13 protein-coding genes, 1 tRNA gene and 1 pseudogene are annotated in these 18336 nt (G+C 48.9%); 6 read left to right on the top strand and 9 right to left on the bottom strand.

The window, feature by feature from the left end:
- The first annotated feature begins 422 nt into the window (after positions 1-422).
- Positions 423-2621, top strand: a complete 2199-nt coding sequence (gene yccS, locus RM811_RS03890; RefSeq protein ID WP_402520948.1) for a YccS family putative transporter — start codon at positions 423-425, stop codon at positions 2619-2621.
- Here the strand turns inward: yccS and RM811_RS03885 are convergent.
- Both RM811_RS03885 and RM811_RS03880 read right to left on the bottom strand, forming a co-directional pair.
- On the bottom strand, positions 2560-2991 hold the full coding sequence (locus tag RM811_RS03885) for a hypothetical protein (protein ID WP_402520946.1): 432 nt from the start codon (positions 2989-2991) through the stop codon (positions 2560-2562). The two genes, yccS and RM811_RS03885, sit on opposite strands and share 62 nt — an antisense overlap.
- A 245-nt stretch (positions 2992-3236) precedes the next feature.
- The gene (locus RM811_RS03880) at positions 3237-4382 is read right to left on the bottom strand and encodes a M20 family metallopeptidase (protein WP_402520944.1); all 1146 of its coding nucleotides are present in this window, start codon (positions 4380-4382) and stop codon (positions 3237-3239) included.
- A gap of 212 nt (positions 4383-4594) precedes the next feature.
- Here RM811_RS03880 and RM811_RS03875 point away from each other — a divergent pair, with 212 nt between their 5' ends.
- From RM811_RS03875 to RM811_RS03865, 3 genes are all read left to right on the top strand, one after another.
- Complete coding sequence (locus RM811_RS03875) at positions 4595-5365, top strand: alpha/beta fold hydrolase (protein ID WP_402520942.1); 771 nt, start codon at positions 4595-4597, stop codon at positions 5363-5365.
- 878 nt (positions 5366-6243) lie between these two features.
- Positions 6244-6651: a hypothetical protein gene (locus RM811_RS03870; RefSeq protein WP_402520940.1), complete on the top strand. Its 408-nt coding sequence runs from the start codon at positions 6244-6246 to the stop codon at positions 6649-6651.
- A gap of 137 nt (positions 6652-6788) precedes the next feature.
- Positions 6789-7361 (top strand): hypothetical protein, encoded by a 573-nt coding sequence (locus RM811_RS03865; RefSeq protein ID WP_402520938.1) that lies wholly within the window; start codon positions 6789-6791, stop codon positions 7359-7361.
- A 105-nt stretch (positions 7362-7466) separates the two neighbouring features.
- Here RM811_RS03865 and fghA read toward each other — a convergent pair whose 3' ends face one another.
- Together fghA and RM811_RS03855 are read right to left on the bottom strand one after the other, a co-directional pair.
- A complete protein-coding gene (gene fghA / locus RM811_RS03860; RefSeq protein WP_402520949.1) occupies positions 7467-8306 on the bottom strand; it encodes an S-formylglutathione hydrolase in 840 nt (279 codons plus the stop codon).
- Positions 8307-8406: 100 nt separating this feature from the next.
- Positions 8407-9033 (bottom strand): annotated as a pseudogene (locus RM811_RS03855) (zinc-binding dehydrogenase); the annotation flags it as partial.
- A 99-nt stretch (positions 9034-9132) separates the two neighbouring features.
- On the opposite strand from RM811_RS03855, the gene RM811_RS03850 reads away from it, so the two are divergent.
- Positions 9133-10014, top strand: coding sequence for a LysR family transcriptional regulator (locus tag RM811_RS03850; protein WP_402520936.1), 882 nt, complete (start codon positions 9133-9135; stop codon positions 10012-10014).
- A 65-nt stretch (positions 10015-10079) separates the two neighbouring features.
- On the opposite strand, the gene RM811_RS03845 is transcribed toward RM811_RS03850, so the two are convergent.
- The 3 genes from RM811_RS03845 to lon all read right to left on the bottom strand — a co-directional run bounded on the left by RM811_RS03845 (position 10080) and on the right by lon (position 15676).
- Positions 10080-11981, bottom strand: coding sequence for a SurA N-terminal domain-containing protein (locus RM811_RS03845; RefSeq protein WP_402520934.1), 1902 nt, complete (start codon positions 11979-11981; stop codon positions 10080-10082).
- Positions 11982-12204: 223 nt separating this feature from the next.
- Positions 12205-12477: a nucleoid-associated protein HU-beta gene (gene hupB / locus RM811_RS03840; protein ID WP_402520932.1), complete on the bottom strand. Its 273-nt coding sequence runs from the start codon at positions 12475-12477 to the stop codon at positions 12205-12207.
- A 775-nt stretch (positions 12478-13252) separates the two neighbouring features.
- Positions 13253-15676 carry an endopeptidase La gene (lon, locus tag RM811_RS03835; protein ID WP_402520930.1) on the bottom strand — a complete coding sequence of 808 codons (2424 nt, stop codon included), beginning with the start codon at positions 15674-15676 and terminating at the stop codon, positions 13253-13255.
- A gap of 372 nt (positions 15677-16048) precedes the next feature.
- Here lon and RM811_RS03830 point away from each other — a divergent pair.
- A tRNA-Pro gene (locus RM811_RS03830) sits at positions 16049-16125 on the top strand.
- 87 nt (positions 16126-16212) lie between these two features.
- Here RM811_RS03830 and gabT read toward each other — a convergent pair.
- Positions 16213-17490, bottom strand: a complete 1278-nt coding sequence (gabT, locus tag RM811_RS03825; protein ID WP_402520928.1) for a 4-aminobutyrate--2-oxoglutarate transaminase — start codon at positions 17488-17490, stop codon at positions 16213-16215.
- A gap of 15 nt (positions 17491-17505) precedes the next feature.
- Positions 17506-18336, bottom strand: an 831-nt coding sequence (locus RM811_RS03820) for an aldehyde dehydrogenase family protein (RefSeq protein WP_402520926.1), incomplete at its 5' end; no start/stop codon positions are given.

Raw genomic sequence — 18336 nt, 5'->3', positions numbered from 1 at the left:
CGCGCAGGCGGGGATCCACTGCTCGAGATAGACTCCCACTCTCGAGATGGATTCCCGCCTTCGAGGCTGTCGCAAAACCCACCAGGAACCTCGTTCCCACGCTCTGCGTGGGAATGCATAGCCAACCACAGGAATCGTGTCTGTGGTTGGGGCCTGGCGCTACCACGCAGGACCCACAGGGCCTAAAAGCGTGGGAGCGAGGAGGGTTTTGCGACAACCGCCTTCGCGAGGATGACGGTCGGGGGGGTGTTTTGCCCTTTTGCGACACCCTCCTTCGCGGGAAAGACGGAGGGGGTGAAAATCGGCATTTAAGAGCTTTCAGCCAAATACGGAACTTATTTCAGGACAGTTCCTTAGCCCGGCCATTTTTTTCAGGTATGCTTTATTGATCTTAAAACCAACGCAGCATCAAACTCTCCTCTATGTTTCCCCCTGATCTCTTGCAACAATTTCGAAGTTACTGGGCAAATGACCGGATAAACTACAGCGTTAAGGTGTTCTTTGCCCTGGCGGGTGTGACCCTGCCAGCCTGGTATCGCGGGACGCCGGATGAGATTACCCCTATGATCCTGGGGATTATTGCCGCTGCGCTTGCTGAAGTGGATGATAGCCTCTTGGGGCGGATCAAGGCTTTGTTAATGATGCTGGCCTGCTTTCTGCTGGCCTCATTTTCCATAGAGTTACTGTTCAATTATCCATTGCTGTTCGCTGCCGGACTCTTCTGCTCAACCTTTGGTTTTACCATGCTGGGTGCTATGGGGCCAAGGTATAGCAGTATGGCGTTTGCCTCACTGTTACTGGCGGTTTACACCATGCTCGGGGCCAGTGAAAGTACCAGCCTCTGGGAACAACCCGTTTTATTGCTGGGAGGGGCTCTCTGGTATGCAGTTTTGTCACTGGCATGGCAGATACTCTGGCCCAATCGTCCGGTGCAGCAGTCACTGGCCAATGTATTCAGAGAGCTGGCGGGCTATCTTGAGAGTAAAAGTCAGTTGTTTGAACCGGTAACTGACATGAAACCACAACCTCTACGGCTTGAAGTTGCCAGAAAAAATGCCCGGGTCACCGGTGCCTTGAATCAGGTTAGGTCCTCTCTGCTCCAGAGAGTTCGACATCAGGTAAATGCCAGAGAACAACCTTTCCTGCATATTTATTTTCTTGCTCAGGACATCCACGAGCGGGTGAGTTCCTCACACTATCGTTATCAAGACCTGGCGGAGACCTTTGCCCGGAGTGATGTCCTTTTTCGCTTCCAGAAAATGCTGCTGGTTCAGGCAAAAGAGTGCCGGGCTATTGCCCGGTCACTGGCAATGGGAAGGACTTATAGCCATGAGGGTGAAAGTATTTTAATTCTGGATGAGCTGCAGCAGTCACTGGAACACCTGAAAGAGCAGGGCAATACCCGGTGGCGTCCCTTGTTGGTTCAGCTGGATTATCTGTTGAAAAACCTGACGACAGTGGAATTACAAATGTCATCGGTGGGGCATCCGGACTCAGCGACTATTGATGATGACAGTACACTGGGAGACTCTGAGCCAAAAGGCATTAAGGCTCACTTGCGGTGTATTTGGAATGAATGTCGCTGGGACAGTCCGCTGTTCCGTCACGGACTGCGTCTGGCTACAGCATTAACTGCAGGCTATGGACTCATTCAGCTACTGAATCTGCAACCCGGCTACTGGGTGTTACTGACGACACTCTTTGTTTGTCAGCCGAGTTACAGTGCGACACGACAAAAGCTGACTCAGCGGGTAATCGGTACGCTGGCAGGCCTTCTGGCCGGGACTCCGTTGCTGTACTTATTCCCCGGGCAGGAGGGGCAGCTGGTCTTGATGGTCATTTGTGGTGTCCTGTTTTTTGCCTTCAGAACGATACGTTATGATCTGGCCACCGCCTTTATTACTCTGTTAGTGCTGTTCTGTTTTAATCAACAGGGGATGGGTTTTGCCGTGATCATGCCTCGTCTGGGCGATACGTTACTGGGCTGTTTGCTGGCGGTTATTGCCGTGATGTTTATTCTGCCGAACTGGGCGTCAAAACGGTTGAATCGGGTTATGGCATTAACCATATCCAGACACAGGGAGTATCTCTCTGAGGTAATGAAGCAGTACGAAAGTGGTAAAAAAGATACCCTCGATTATCGTCTGGCCCGTCGCCATGCCCACAATATTGATGCCCAATTAAATACAGCTATTATGAATATGCTGGTGGAGCCAGAACGCTATCAGCTGGCAAAAGATGAAAGCTTTCGTTTTCTGACGCTCTCTCATGCACTGTTGAGCTATATCTCAACGCTGGGTGCTCATCGTACGCCGTTGGCTGATAATAATGTTCAGAAAGCGCTTCAGGAAACTTACCAGCTTATTGATGAGCATTTGCACCAGCTGGAAAAGCAGCTATCAGGCCATGCAGAACAAAAGCAAAATGTTCAGGCAGATTTCACACAGTCAGATGTCACTGATGGTTGGCTTGAAGAGGATCGTCCAGAAGTGAGGTTATTGCTTCAGCAGTTTCAGTTGATGCTCAAGATACTGCCGGAGTTGCACTTGTTGGCTCTGGCTATATCAAGTCAATTAGGCCTTCGCTCAAAAGAATCTTGTTATCATCGAGGAATTGGTTGAGTTCGCGCAAGGCTAAAGATTTGTTGAAGTGTTCATCTATAGATTTCTTGAAGTGTTCATCTATAGATTTTTCTAACTGATTTTTGGGGCAGTGATATATCGTTACTACTCTGTGCCAGGTTTGGTCAATTGGATCTAAGTATTCTTGAGTAACCGTTTCTGGAGAATCGTTGGCTTGAGCTTGATTAAACGGTTCTGTAAAGTTCTTTTGACAGGCCCCGGAACCTACATTTGAAACTTGCCATTGATGATAGCTTATTGGTGTATGGGTTGGTGGATAATGTTGCGTACGATTCTGAGATGGTACCTCACAAACAAAGCTGAAATCGTTAGGACCAGGATGCTTGCTAGCTGATGAATTCGATAACATTTCACTCTCCAACAGATAAACAACGAGTGAATATTAAGACAACAGGCAGGGAAAATAGTTCTCTGTTTTGTAATAAGAGTAGATTTAGGAAGGCGGTTTGCTGAGAAGAAATATATGGCACTGAAAGTACGGTCTCAGTGCCATTAAGTGGATATAGATCAATCACTATCCATCATACGGGCAAAGAGCCTTTTTTTGTGGGTTCACCTGCTGGCAGGTGAACCCTTTTTTCATACTCTTCTGATTTATCGGGTGATTGTTTCAGAAAGATTGATCAGAACATTTTTAAGCAGTGTCAGACGAGGCCCAATGGAGTTCAGTACCAGAAACTCATTGCGACTGTGCATGGCACCACCAATTGGCCCCAGGCCATCAACGGTTGGAATGCCCAGGGAGCCAGTCAGGTTTGCGTCAGAACCGCCGCCCACTGCCTGCCAGGTGATGTTCAGTCCCATATCCTGACCACTCTTTTCAATAACCGCCATCAGCTTTTCACTGCCTTCGTTGGGAGTGAAGGCGGGCTTGTGGGCTTCACGGGTCAGGGTGATTTCAATGCCCTGCAGGGATGGGTTTTCCTGCATCTGGTGAATTTTCTGTTCAACACGGGTGTAGTCATCGTTATCCCAGAAACGAATATCCAGAACTGCTGAAGCGTAGTCAGGTACGACGTTACCGACAGTACCACCTTCAACCACACCAAAGTTAAGAGTGGTGCCTGTTTCAAAGTTGGTTTCCCGGTTCAGGGTGGTGATCCAGTGTGCCAGTTCGGTAATCGAAGAAATACCTTTTTCAGGCTCATTACCGGCGTGAGCCGCCTTGCCTTTGAATTCGATTTTGTACGCCGCCAGTCCTTTACGGGCTTTAACCAGTGAGCCATCGGCACGAGCGGCTTCAGCCACCAGAACATAACGGCTTTTCATGGCGATGCTTTTCAGCCAGTCACCGGAGTAGGTAGAGCCAATCTCTTCGTCCGGGTTCATGCAGACACAGATGCTCAGACGGTCGGCAACGTCTTCTGGCAGTTGGCTGACGGCTTTGAACATATTGAGCAGGCCGGATTTCATATCGGCAACGCCAGGACCATAGGCCTGTTCGCCATCGGTGGTCATGGACCACTCGGCAATGGTGCCTTCCGGGAAAACGGTATCCATATGACCGATCAACATAATGTCGTATTCTTCGGCTTCTGGTTTATTAGTAGCCAGCAGGCCCGGACCCACTTTCTCATCGAAGCTCTGGCGGGAAACCTGCCAGCCGATGCTCTGGTACTTTTCGGTCATGATATCGGCGATCTGGCTGACACCGGCCGGTGTCCAGGTTCCGCAATCCACGTTAATCAGGGGCTTCAGCTCTTCCAGATACTGCTCAATAGTGAAGTTATGATCACTCATGATGGTTTAACATTCCTGTTTTAGTAATGAATTATTAATCGTTGAAAGCGCCGCTGTGACCGTCATAACATTGAGTGGGCAGCGGTCTTTCAGGACAAAGTACAATTAACAAACTGTTGTACCAAATACAGAGGTGGTTGTGTGGGTGGTTAGGTAGAATTCCTGATTCGTAATTACCGTTGGTTGAACCGGTTTAGAGAAGCAATTAATACATGAAACTGTACGTAAGGCAGCAGGGGCAAGGGGCTGACGTCATTAGTCTGCACGGCCTGTTTGGCTCTCAGGAAAACCTGGGAATGATTAACCGTGGTCTTGTGGAAAGCTTCCGTGTTCATGGTCTGGATGTTCGAAACCATGGACGTTCTCCCCATGATGACGCCATGAATTATCAGGTGATGGCGGAAGATATTCTTGAGTATATGGATGACCAGCAGCTTGAAACAGCCCACCTGGTTGGTCATTCCATGGGCGGCAAGATAGCCATGACTGTTGCCTTGATGGCACCAGAGCGAGTTAATAAACTGGCTGTGATTGATATTGCTCCGGTTACCTATCAGGAGCGGCGGCATGACAGTATTCTGGAAGGGTTGTCGTCTATGCCATTGGAAAGTCTGAGAAGTCGGTCAGAGGCAGATCGTTTGCTGGCAGCCTGGGAGCCGGAAAAAGATATTCGGCAGTTTCTTTTGAAAAATCTCTATCGTGATGAACCGGGTGAGTATCGCTGGCGGGTTAACCTTGCTGCTATCACCGATCATTATTCAGAAATAATGGAAGGCCAGCACTCTGATCATGGATTTACAGGTGAAACCCTGTTCATTAAAGGGGGCGAGTCTGATTATATTTTACCGGAGCATCGGGAGCAGGTGCTTGCTTTGTTTCCTTCTGCGTCCATGAGAGTGATTTCCGGAGCGGGGCATTGGGTTCATGCCCAGAAGCCGGAGCTGGTTACACGAACTCTGTTAAGGTTTCTGGGGGCGAAGTGATTTTTGAACCACAAAGACACAAAGGCACAAAGGGAAAGACAAAAGACAAGCTTTTTTTTGTCCTCGTTCCCATGCTTCGAGGCTGTCGCAAAAGGGTCAATTAACACGTAACCGTCTTTCCCGCTACACACCGTCATCCCTGCTACACATAGGCGGGGATCCACTGTTCGAGATAGACTTCCAATCTCGAGATGGATTCCCGCCTTAGAGGCTGTCGCAAAACCCACCAGAAACCTCGTTCCCACGCTCTGCGTGGGAATGCATAGCCAACCACAGGAATCGTGTCTGTGGTTGGGTCCTGGCGCTACCACGCAGGACCCACAGGGCCTAAAAGCGTGGGAGCGAGGAGGGTTTTGCGACAACCGCCTTCGCGACGATAACGGTCGGGGGGTGTTTTGCCCTTTTGCGACACCCTCGCAGGTGGGGATCCACTGTTCGAGATAGACTCCCACTCTTGAGATGGATTCCCGCCTGCGAGAGTGTTGCAAAAGGCCTTAAAAGAAGGAACCACAAAGGCACAAAGGCACAAAGGAAGACTTTTTCTTTTGTTTGCAGCGCGTAGCACTGGCAACTCCAAAAAACCTTTGTGCCTTTGTGTCTTTGTGGTTCAAGGCTTAATCTACCTTTTGCGACAACCGCCTTCGCGGGAAAGACGACAATGTGTCGGTATCGGTTCTAACGCTTCCCTGCACTATCTAACGCTTCCCTGCACTAGAAGAGTCATGATTCTACCTCTACATAACGCTGAACCTTTTAACTGTAGTTATATAAGCCATATATCTTAGAATAATTAATTCCTTAGCGACTGAGCATAACGCTTCCACACAATTTTTTGTGAACTACACTCAGTACCTTGTATCTTTCCAGAGGTCAGAGTGATGAAAAACACTTTACTGGCATTCGGCATTCTCCTGATATCGTTTCAGGTGAGTGCACGTTCAGTCATGAATGAACATTCTATTGCTGCAAAAGCAGAAACTCACGATAAAGTACAAACTACAGCATTCGAAGAAAACAGCAGCGAGCGCGCTCCCCTTACCCTGATCCCCCCTGCCCAACAAAACCTTGTTGATCTTCAAACCCTGATGGAATTTCTTATGCTGGAAGAAAACCAGACCATTGCTTCGACGCTGGAGTCCATTGATCTGGAAAACAAATCCATTCAGTTTAACCGTGGCTGTAAAGCCGTCTTTATGCGCGAAGAAACCAGGCAGAGCAATTGTGGCCACAGGCATCTTCTGGGCCCCGCTGGTCCGCTGAAACTGGCTTATATTCTTTGCAACTGATCGCTTATCAGAATTTATACTGTCCCATATTACTGGCAGCCTGGTGACAGGTTTGCATACTCGTAAAATTTCGAAGCTATCCGGGAACAAATATCCCATCCGCTATTTATCAACAACCTTTCCATGGAGAGCTGACAATGTCTGATTACACCGAGTTGATGGGGGAACTGCTGGAACTGGGTATCAATGCCAACCCCGCGTTGCCATTTACTGCCTGTATTCTTGATGCTTCCGGACAGATACTGATCACTGCCTGCAATGCTTGTCATATCAGTCCACTCTACACAGCCGAAGGCCTTGCCCTGCATTGCATTGCCAGTGAGTTCGACTGCAATCACAGGCAGTCACTCACCCTGCTCACAACGTCTGAACCCGATGATCTCAGCCTGATGGCAATCTATTGGGCTCGTTGTCAGGGAATTCATATTAATGAAATTATTTTCGGAGTTTCCCGGAGCAGCCTGAAGAAAATATGGCCTGAAGACCCCAGCCAGGGTCTGGATGAAAACCTGATGCGCTACCCTGATGATTTCAGGAAAAGTCTCACAGTTCATGGGCTGGTACTGGCAGATGAATGCTATGAAGCATTTGAAGAAGGCAAGGCGATGTTTGACCGGGGTGAAGACCCCGTCAGGAGCATGGATATTGACGAATACTGGATGACAGGAGACTGGTTGCTTGATGACTGGGAAGAAGAGCTTCAAGAGTAAGTGAGTCCAACATACTGAACGGCGATATTTACCACCAATATCCATAGCCAAAGAAAAGCTATTCGTGCGGTAATTATCGCTCTTTCGCCATTAAAAAGCAGACATTCAAAGAAGATAGCTGGCGTGGAACTTCAAGTGTTCCTCAATAAATGTAGCAATGAAGTAGTAGGAATGGTCATAACCATCCTGCATTCGTAACGTTAATGGGTAACCTGCTTTATTAGCAGCCGCTTCCAACGCTTCCGGATGAAGTTGACCCGCCAGAAAGTTATCATCACCTCCCTGATCAACCAGGGCTGGTATGTGTACTGGGCTTTTTTTCATCAACTCAGTGGCATCATAATCCTTCCAGAGTTCACGATCATTTCCCAAATACCCTTGAAACGCTTTCTGTCCCCATGGACAGTTAACTGGATTGCAGATTGGACTAAATGCAGATACAGAGGAATAGCTGTCAGGATTTTTCATGGCAATGGTCAATGCGCCATGTCCACCCATGGAGTGTCCGGCAATACTCCGCTTGTTCGACACTGGAAAATGAGCTTCAATCAGTTCCGGTAACTCACTGACCACATAATCGTACATACGATAATTGACATTCCAGGGAGCCTGCGTTGCGTTCAGATAAAACCCGGCACCCAGGCCAAAATCATAAGCGCCTTCAGGATCATCCGGTACATGCTCTCCACGGGGGCTGGTATCTGGCGCAACAATGGCAACACCCAGCTCGGCAGCTATTCGAAATGCACCGGCTTTCTGCATAAAATTTTCATCTGTGCAGGTGAGTCCGGACAACCAGTACACCACGGGAACCGGCTGTTCGACACTCTGCGGTGGCAAAAAGATCGCAAAGCGCATGTCGCAACTCAGGCTTTTTGACGTATGGGTATATTGTTTATGCCAGCCACCAAAGGTTTTATTGGTGCTGATATTCTCCAGAGACATCATTCACTCCCAGTGATATTTATTTCAAAATACTTTTCAAAACCGGTCGGTAAAACCTCTGGCCTGAAAAAAAGCCCTGCTATTACAGGGCTCCTGTCATTTACTGCGGCTGCGGGTAGTGAATAACACTGCGGATGCTTTCACCCTTGTGCATCAGGTCAAAGGCGGTGTTGATGTCTTCAAGCCCCATGGTGTGGGTAATAAAGTGATCAAGTTTAAACTCACCGGCCATATAGCGATCAACAATACCTGGCAGCTCAGAACGACCTTTCACACCGCCAAAGGCAGAACCACGCCATACCCTGCCAGTCACCAGCTGGAATGGACGGGTAGAGATTTCCTGACCGGCACCGGCAACACCAATAACCACTGACTCACCCCAGCCCTTATGGCAGCATTCCAGAGCCGAACGCATAACATTGACATTACCGATACATTCGAAGGAGAAATCAACGCCGCCATCGGTCATCTCAACGATCACATCCTGAATCGGCCTATCAAAATTCTTTGGATTGATGCAGTCTGTGGCACCCAGTTTTTTCGCCAGCTCATATTTGGATTCATTGATATCGATACCAATAATCCGGCAGGCTCCTGCCATGGTGGCACCAATAATCTCCGACAGACCAATGCCACCCAGACCAAAGATGGCCACCGTATCCCCTTTCTGAACGTTGGCTGTTTTAAGAACCGCACCCATACCAGTAGTCACACCACAACCCAGCAGGGACAAATCGTTTTGCGTATGCGCTTTTCTCTATTGTATTTGTTTTTCATTCATTGATAATCCACCCAAATTGCAAATGTTTTTTACTCAGGTGTAACAATGTACCACTGGGAAGGTATTACTGAATTCGTCACCGTTGCTGAAACCAGCAGTTTTACGGCGGCAGGTAAACGGCTGGGAATTTCCACCGCACAGGTTAGCCGACAAATCAATCAGCTGGAAACCCGGCTGAATACCCGGCTGCTTTATCGAACCACGCGCAAAGTCTCACTGACGGAAGAAGGCAGCATTTTTTATAGCCACTGCCGTCAGGTTTTAAATAATCTTGAAGATGCTGAAAGAGCTATCTCTAACCGTCAGGAAAACCCACAGGGTACCATCAGGATGACGGCACCTGTCTCTTATGGTGAACAGCATGTAATGCCTGCGGTTCTCGATTACATGGAGAAGTACCCGGAAATAGAGGTCATCTGCAATCTGAGCAATCAAACGCTGGATCTGGTTCAGGAAGGCTATGATCTGGCGATTCGCCTGGGGCACCTGCCAAGCTCATCCATGATGGCCAGACAACTATCAATAAGAACCCAGTATGTCTGTGCTTCCGGAGACTATATCCGGCGCAATGGTGCTCCCCATAGCCTCTCGGAACTCGCTCAACATAACTGTCTTGTTGGTAACAGCCCCTACTGGCGATTTATGGAGGATCGCAAACAAAGAACCATCAAGGTCAGTGGCAACCTGGTATGCGGCAGCGGCTACACCTTAATGGATGCCGCAATACGGGGAATGGGGCTGACTCAGCTACCCGGATATTATGTGGATGAAGCCATCCAGTCTGGCAAGCTGACAGTGCTGCTTCAATCTTTTCGGGAACCCAAAGAAGGCATATGGGCTATGTATCCCCATAATCGACAGCTGTCACCTAAAATCCGTCTATTGGTTGACTGGCTTGCAGAATCTTTATCAAAAAGGTCGTTATAAATTTCACACAAAAAGGCCACCGAAAGGTGGCCTTGCTGATTCAGAAATCAAACAAATAGTGTCTTCTATTCACCATTGAGTTTGATCTTTACTTTGCCACGTTCTTTCAGGCTCGCCAGATATTCATCAAACATAACCCGACCATTGCTGGAAGCAATGAACTGTCCCAAGCCTCTTAACTGCTCAGAATTTGCAGTCATCTCACCAGGATAGATGCCAGAAAGTGCAATCACGGCATAATCTCCATTGGGAAGAATGGCTGTATCATAAGCCACACTCTGGCCTGGATGAGGCATTTTAAAGGCTTTCTGAACCAGTTGAGCAGGCACACCAGCCTTATTTCTGCTGGTTTTCAGGCTTTCTATAACCTCTAGTTTTTGCTCACCTGCCAGCACTTTCAATGAAGAACCAGACTGGAGTCTGGCAATCAACTCTTCAGAGCTTGCTGCCAGCTGTTCAGCGGCACGGTTATCTTTCAATGTTGCAACTATGCCATCTTTAACGTCAGCCAATGGCATCAGCTCAGGCTTCTTGTGCTCTTTGACTCTAAGCACCAGGGCCTGTTCAGGAGTGATCTCAATCAGCTCACTGTTGGTACCAAGATTCAACACATCATCACTGAAGGCTGCAGCAGGTATACGGCGGTCTGAGGAAATACCCGAATCGGCACCATTACGACCAAAGGACTCACTGGTGGTAATAGTCAAACCTAACTGCTCTGCAGGCTGAACCAGGTCAGAGGCTTCAAAGCTGATATCAGCCAGCTCTCTTGACTGCTCAAGAAACAGGGAATCCACTTCATTCTGCTTGAGTGCCGTTTCAATCCCGGAGCGCATTTCATTCAGTGATGGAACTTCAGGTTGATCCCGTGAAGTTACTTTGAGAATCTGGATGCCGAAGTTCGTCTCAATGGGAGAAGAAACTTCTCCAGCCTTCAGCTCAGCAACCGTGTTATCAAACTCATCACCAAAGAAACCAGGCTCAACAGTACCCAGGTCTCCCCCTTTTTCTGCAGTCATCGGATCATCAGAATAAGACTTGGCAAGGTCAGAGAAGACAGTGCCAGACTTAAGCTTGGCAATCACCTCACCGGCCCTGGATTTTGCCGCTTCCAGTGTACGCTCTTCACCGGTCTGAATTAAAATGACAGAAACCTGAGTGTTATTGCCAGCCTGCTGTTGCAACTGTTCAACACGATACTGGTACTCTGCTTCAATATCTTCAGCGGTTACACTGATACTCTTGGCAATATCACCCTTATTCAAGATGACATAGTCCACAACCACCTGTTCTGGTGTCATAAACTGATTTGAGTTGGCTTCGTAGTAGGACTTGATCTCATCTTCAGATGGAATAATCGCATTACGAACCGCGTCAGCCGGCAATACAACCCAGGCCAAATCCCGTGTCTGCCCTTCAAGACTCTGCAGACGCTTCAATTCCTGTTCAGTAACAAACTCAGTATTGGCAATACCTGAACGCAGCTGAAGCAGCAGGGTTTCTTCACGCAGTGCATCTCTGAACTGCAGCGGGCTCATCCCATAACTGCGAACTACCATCTGAAAACGATCTTTATCAAAACGACCGTTTTGCTGGAACTGCGGCATGGAAAGTATCAGTTTGTCGACCTGAGTCTGACCAATATCCATGTCCTGGTCTTCAGCACTCTGAAGCATCAGTTGACGATCAATCAGGGACTCCAGAACAGAGCTTTGCAGCAACTGGTCATCCAGCATGGATGGATCAAACTGCTCGCCCATCTGCTGAATCAGCACTCTTCTCTGCTGATCGACAGCCTGAGCCAGCTCCGCCCGTGTTATATCCTTACCATTCACTGACGCCACTTTTGGGTTGTTTGGGTTGGGCGCAAGTGTTTCCAGGCCAGTAATGGCCATCATAAAAGCGATGATGCCGACGACAAGAAATGTCACCCAGCTCTTCGCTTTGTCCCTCATGGATTGCAGCATAAAAACCTCAGGTACCAGGGTCGCTGAGACAGCAAAGTAAACCCCTTATTCTTCAGCCCGCGTCTTCACATGGAGGGGAAGACAGGACTTAAAAAAAAAGCGCATCATCGGATGCGCTTTCTCGTGAACCGGCAGACAACTCCCCTGAAATAATTCGTGAGGAACCCTGCTTTGCCCACCTGATGAAATAAAACCGATATAAAGCCCTGCAGAGAGTGCCTGATCAGTTCACGGCATCCTTAAGAGCCTTACCAGCCTTGAAGCTTGGAATTTTTGCAGCAGCGATTTGAATAGGCTCGCCAGTCTGTGGGTTGCGGCCAGTACGAGCAGCACGTTCCTTAACAGAAAAGGTGCCAAAACCTACCAGAACAACCTGCTCGCCATCTTTCAGTGCACCAGTGACAGAGCCAATCACGGCGTCCAGGGCACGACCAGCGGCAGCCTTGGAAATGTCTGCTGATTCAGCGATAGCATCAATAAGCTCGGACTTGTTCACTCTATTCCCCTTCTAAGTAGGATGCGTTTCAATCATTAACAGAGGATAGACACAAAAAGCATGCTGGCAACTGAGTAATTTGCCGGTCTTCTATTATCTACCCAATCGGATGGGATCGTATGCTGCTGCATTTTCAAGTGAAAAACAAGCACCACACGGGCACCCTCGCGCTTAATAGCCTGCCAACCAGCCAATTTAATCTCTGACTACTGAAAATAATCGCCAGAACTCATCTTTTCCGATGGAAACCAACCCGTATCGCTCACCCAAAGTAAGCGATATTACGGGGCAGTATGAGGTCTGATAATCTGCCGTCAAGCAAATTGTAAAACTATATTCATGGAGTCTTTGGCGGAATATCCGCAGCCTCAAGGATTACCAATAAATGATATTTGTAATCCGCAGAAAGACCATTAAAGCTGGAAAAACAATGTAATTTCCTGCATTTCATGTCTGAAGGGTCATCAGAAAGAAAATCATCGGTTACAGCCTTTGCCTACCTGGTTCACCTACCTGGTTTACCTACCTGGTGACTTACCTCGTCAGTTTATCTGTTCGGTTATTCCGGTAAAAGAAAAATACTTTTATCCGCAAGAGTCCAAAGCTGCTTAACAACTGTACAGCCCTGAATCTATGGTTCCGACTTGCCTCCTGACCTGAAGCTGCAGCAATTTATACCAATCGCCCGACTGTTCTGTCAACTGAAGAATCAACCGGAAACCCCCGTCATTACTGAACAATCGCCCAATTAACGGCGATCGTTCATTATTAATGATCAGTGAGTATTGACGCGCTCATCATTTTTCTGCGCAGATTTTTGCTCAGATTCGGATGCTTCCAGTGTTTTTTCCGGCAAAGCTTCAGGCATATACGACAGAGCAACTTCCAGAACCTCATCGATCCATTGAACCGGAATAATCTCCAGATCGGCCATGATGTTATCTGGAATTTCCTTGAGGTCACGACGATTTTCTTCAGGAATCAACACCTTCTTAATACCACCCCGATGAGCCGCCAGCAGTTTCTCTTTCAAGCCACCGATAGCCAGCACCTCCCCTCTCAGGGTGATTTCACCGGTCATGGCCACATCGGCCCTGACTGGAATACCCGTCAGAACGGATACCAGGGCAGTACACATACCAACGCCTGCACTTGGACCGTCTTTAGGCGTAGCACCTTCAGGAACGTGAATATGCAGATCGTTTTTCTGATGAAAGTCAGGGTCAATCCCCAGTGCTGCTGAACGGGAACGAACAACCGTTAAGGCGGCCTGAATTGATTCCTGCATGACATCACCCAGAGAGCCGGTCTTGATGATCTGCCCTTTACCCGGAACCGCAACGGACTCAATGGTCAACAATTCACCACCCACTGAAGTCCAGGCCAGACCGGTCACCTGACCGATCTGATCCTTCTCTTCGGCACGCCCATAGTTAAACTTGCGCACGCCCAGGAAATCTTCAAGACCCTCGGTAGTGACCACACTCTTGCGATCCTTCTCAGACAGCGCCTCCTGCTTCACAGCACGACGACAGACTTTGGCGATCTCTCGCTCCAGCCCACGAACACCCGCTTCCCTGGTGAAATAGCGAATGATATCGAGAACGGCATCATCATCGAAGGAAAGCTCACCCTTTCTGAGACCACTGCGCTTGATCTGCTTGGGAAGCAAATAACGCTTGGCGATATTGAGTTTCTCGTCTTCGGTATAACCGGGAATCCGGATGACTTCCATACGGTCTAACAATGGCCCGGGAATATCCATAGAGTTGGATGTGCAGACAAACATGACGTCTGAAAGGTCGTAATCCACTTCCAGGTAATGGTCATTAAATGAGTTGTTCTGTTCAGGATCCAGAACCTCCAGCAATGCTGAAGCCGGGTCACCGCGCAGGTCAGAGCCCATCTTATCAATCTCATCCAGAAGAATAAGCGGATTTTTAACTTCAACCTTCGCCATCTTCTGAATCAACTTGCCCGGCATGGAACCAATATAGGTTCGACGATGGCCGCGGATCTCTGCCTCATCACGAACACCACCCAGTGCCATCCGCACAAACTTTCGATTGGTTGCCCTGGCCAGGGATTCACCCAGCGAGGTTTTACCAACACCGGGAGGCCCCACCAGACAAAGCACAGGCCCCTTCAGCTTACGAACGCGCTTCTGTACCGCCAGATATTCCAGAATACGTTCCTTAACCTCTTCCAGACCGTAGTGATCCGTTTCAAGGATATCCTGGGCACGCTTCAAGTCGTGGCGAACTTTACTGCGCTTTTTCCAGGGTACACTGAGCATCCAGTCAATATATCCCCGAACCACCGTTGCCTCGGCAGACATCGGCGACATCATTTTCAGCTTTGCCAGCTCTGCCAGTGACTTCTCTCTGGCCTCCTGGGTCATCCCTGCCTGATCGATTTTTGTCTTCAGATCTTCCAGTTCATTGGGAGCATCATCCATATCCCCCAGTTCTTTCTGGATGGCTTTCATCTGCTCATTCAGATAGTACTCCCGCTGGCTGCGTTCCATCTGTTTCTTAACGCGGCCACGGATTTTTTTCTCTACCTGAAGGAAGTCCATCTCTCCCTGCATAATCCCAATCAGGTATTCCAGACGGTCACCCAGATCTGCGATCTCAAGCATTTTCTGCTTGTCTTCGATCTTCATCGGCATATGGGCGCTGATGGTATCCACCAGCTTGCCCGGGTCTTTAATCCCGGACAGTGAACTGAGTACCTCATTAGGTACTTTCTTACTCAATTGAACATACTGCTCAAACTGTGACATAACAGAACGTACCAGCAGCTCACCTTCACGGTCACTGATCTGCTCTGATATTTGTTCATGTACTTTTGCCTTAACCAACTCATCGTCTTCATAGATGGCGTCGATCGTTACCCTGCTTTCACCTTCCACCAACACTTTTACGGTACCATCAGGCAGCTTCAGCAACTGAAGAATGCTTGCCACAGTTCCCACAGAAAACAGATCTTCCACCAGAGGGTCATCGGTTTGCGCGCTTTTCTGGGCGACCAGTAGAATTCTCTTATCCCCTGACATGGCGAGATCCAGTGCCTGAATGGATTTTTCCCGTCCAACAAAAAGCGGGATCACCATGTGGGGGTAGACCACAACATCACGGAGGGGCAACAGCGGCAGCTCGTAGTGCTCTGTTGGTTGCAGGGTATCTTTATTATCCATAGTTCAGCCCCTTTATGTTCATTACCAGTAAAGCCTGCCATTTATCGGTCTGCTGACCGGACAAAAAATATAAAAATGAAAGCCTGACAGGCATTAAGGACACTCTCTTTTACACACTATTACATAGACAGCCCACAACAGGAAACAACCTGATTTACAGTCCAAAATCACCTGTAAGACTGGCCATATTTTCTAAGATGGGGCTTTTCCAGCTAAATTTCAATAGCCTTATCTTTCGTCCTTTAAAAAACGATAAAGTTCCATTAGAAGTGAGCAACATCAAGAAGTTGCAAAAAAGCGGCTTTCAGGTAACATACAAAACATTCGGGAAAGGCATTGCGGCAACGCTTCAGTAGCACTTCCCGAAAGCGTCGGAGCGTAGCGCAGCCTGGTAGCGCACCACAATGGGGTTGTGGGGGTCGGAGGTTCAATTCCTCTCGCTCCGACCAGAATAATTACCCTTGTCCCAAGTTATTTGTAATCCGGAAAAGTGATCATTTGGTCACCATGCACCAAAGAATCCAAACAAAAACTGTTTAGTCGCCCTGTAGTTCTTTCAAACAGTTTTCCAGAATCAACATCCCCTCTTCCAGAATACTTTCTTCAATAGTGAGAGCCGGCAGGAAACGAATCACGTTCCCACGTACACCACAAGAAAGAAGTATCAGTCCATTTTCCTTTGCTTGTCCGACCAGCGCTTTGGTGAGTTCCACCATGGGTTGACCAGCGTCGTCCACCAGCTCCATGGCAATCATCGCACCCAGTACCCGTATATCTGCAATTACCGGGAACTGCTGCTGCAACGCCTGCAGGCGGGACTTCATGATTTCACCAATAGCCAGCGCCTTCTGGCAGAGCTGCTCTTCATCAATCAGTTTCAGCACTTCCAGAGCCGCCACACAGCCTAATGGCGAACCGGCATAAGTTCCGCCCAGGCCTCCCGGGTTCGCAGCATCCATAACGTCCGCTTTACCTACCAATGCGGCAATGGGGAAGCCTCCGGCAATGCCCTTGGCCATGGTCATCAGGTCCGGTTCAATGCCCAGGTATTCGGTAGCGAACAGTTTACCGGTACGGGCAAAGCCGGTCTGAATTTCATCGGCAATCAGCATAATGCCATGGTCATCACATACTTTTCTCAGCACCCGGGCAAACTCCGGCGGCACTTGATAGAAACCACCCTCACCCTGAACCGGTTCAAAAATAATAGCCGCTACCCGGGAAGGCTCGATATCACAGGCGAACAGATCCTTAAGTGCCTGCACGCTGTCGTCCACACTGATTCCGTGAAAAGCATTCGGGAAAGGTGCATGATAGATTTCATTGGGGAAGGGACCAAAGCCCGCTTTATAGGGTGCGACCTTACCCGTCAGCCCCATGGTCAGATTAGTACGACCGTGGAAGCCCCCCTTGAAGGCAATCACACCGCTGCGCCCTGTTTTCACCCGGGCGACCTTGATGGCATTCTCTATCGCTTCCGCCCCCGTAGTCACAAATATCGCTTTTTTTGGACTATTGCCGGGCGCACGCCGGGTCAGCTCTTCCGCCAGTTCCACAAAAGAAGCATAGGGTGTGACCATGGCGCAGGTGTGGGAGAACTTGTCCAGCTGGGCTTTGACCGCTGCCACAATACGGGGGTGTGAATGGCCGGTGTTGTTAACCGCGATGCCAGAACCGAAATCGATATACCGGTTGCCTTCCACATCCCAAAGGCAGGCATTCTCCGCCCGTTCAACATAAACGGCGCTGGCATTACCCATCCCCCTGGCAATAACAGCATCTTTACGATCTTGAAGATCCTGATTGGTTGTCATGATGTTATTTTCCCGTTACTGAATCCCACCAAAACAGAGGTACTTCACCTCCAGGTATTCATCAATGCCTTCTTTGGCCCCTTCACGACCAAAGCCGGACTGCTTGACGCCTCCAAAGGGCGCCACTTCCGTGGATATAATCCCTTCATTGATTCCCACCATGCCGTACTCCAGGGCTTCAGCTACTGCCCAGATACGGTTGATATCACGGCTGTAAAAATAAGCGGCAAGACCATAGATGGTGTCGTTGGCTTTCTGCACCAGCTCTTCATCGCTGCTGAAACGAATCACCGGAGCCACCGGGCCGAAAATTTCTTCCTGAACGATATCCATGGACTGCTCCACATCCACCAGAATAACCGGATCAACAAACAAACCCTCTTGCGGCTGACCACCGGTAACCATCTTTGCACCCTGCTCCACCGCACGGGACACCAGGCCATTAATTTTCTCTTTAGCCAGTTCGTCTATTACCGGGCCTATGGTTACCCCGTCGTCCAGTCCATTACCGATCTTCAACTGTTCGACGGCCGCCGTAAACTTCTCGATAAAGGTGTCATAGATGCTGTCATGCACATAGAAGCGGTTGGCACAGACACAGGTTTGCCCCGCATTACGGAACTTCGAAGCAATGGCACCCGCTACAGCAGCGTCAATATCAGCGTCCTGAAAAACAATAAACGGCGCATTACCACCCAGTTCCATGGACACTTTCTTAACGGTATCAGCGCACTGGCCAATAAGAATCCGTCCAACACGGGTAGAGCCTGTGAACGACAACTTGCGAACAATATCACTCTCACAAAAAGCCTTGCCGACAGCTTCCGGCGATTGGTGCAGTACCAG

The organism is Endozoicomonas sp., assembly GCF_031844845.1.
Lineage (GTDB): Bacteria > Pseudomonadota > Gammaproteobacteria > Pseudomonadales > Endozoicomonadaceae > Endozoicomonas.
The sequence above is the reverse complement of the archived record's forward strand: the minus strand, read 5'-3'. Positions and strand labels throughout refer to the sequence as shown.

Coding starts and splice junctions, on each gene's coding strand:
- yccS (WP_402520948.1), top strand. CDS start 423: ATGTTTCCCCCTGATCTCTTGCAACAATTTCGAAGTTACTGGGCAAAT.
- RM811_RS03885 (WP_402520946.1), bottom strand. CDS start 2,991: ATGTTATCGAATTCATCAGCTAGCAAGCATCCTGGTCCTAACGATTTC.
- RM811_RS03880 (WP_402520944.1), bottom strand. CDS start 4,382: ATGAGTGATCATAACTTCACTATTGAGCAGTATCTGGAAGAGCTGAAG.
- RM811_RS03875 (WP_402520942.1), top strand. CDS start 4,595: ATGAAACTGTACGTAAGGCAGCAGGGGCAAGGGGCTGACGTCATTAGT.
- RM811_RS03870 (WP_402520940.1), top strand. CDS start 6,244: ATGAAAAACACTTTACTGGCATTCGGCATTCTCCTGATATCGTTTCAG.
- RM811_RS03865 (WP_402520938.1), top strand. CDS start 6,789: ATGTCTGATTACACCGAGTTGATGGGGGAACTGCTGGAACTGGGTATC.
- fghA (WP_402520949.1), bottom strand. CDS start 8,306: ATGTCTCTGGAGAATATCAGCACCAATAAAACCTTTGGTGGCTGGCAT.
- RM811_RS03850 (WP_402520936.1), top strand. CDS start 9,133: ATGTACCACTGGGAAGGTATTACTGAATTCGTCACCGTTGCTGAAACC.
- RM811_RS03845 (WP_402520934.1), bottom strand. CDS start 11,981: ATGCTGCAATCCATGAGGGACAAAGCGAAGAGCTGGGTGACATTTCTT.
- lon (WP_402520930.1), bottom strand. CDS start 15,676: ATGGATAATAAAGATACCCTGCAACCAACAGAGCACTACGAGCTGCCG.
- gabT (WP_402520928.1), bottom strand. CDS start 17,490: ATGACAACCAATCAGGATCTTCAAGATCGTAAAGATGCTGTTATTGCC.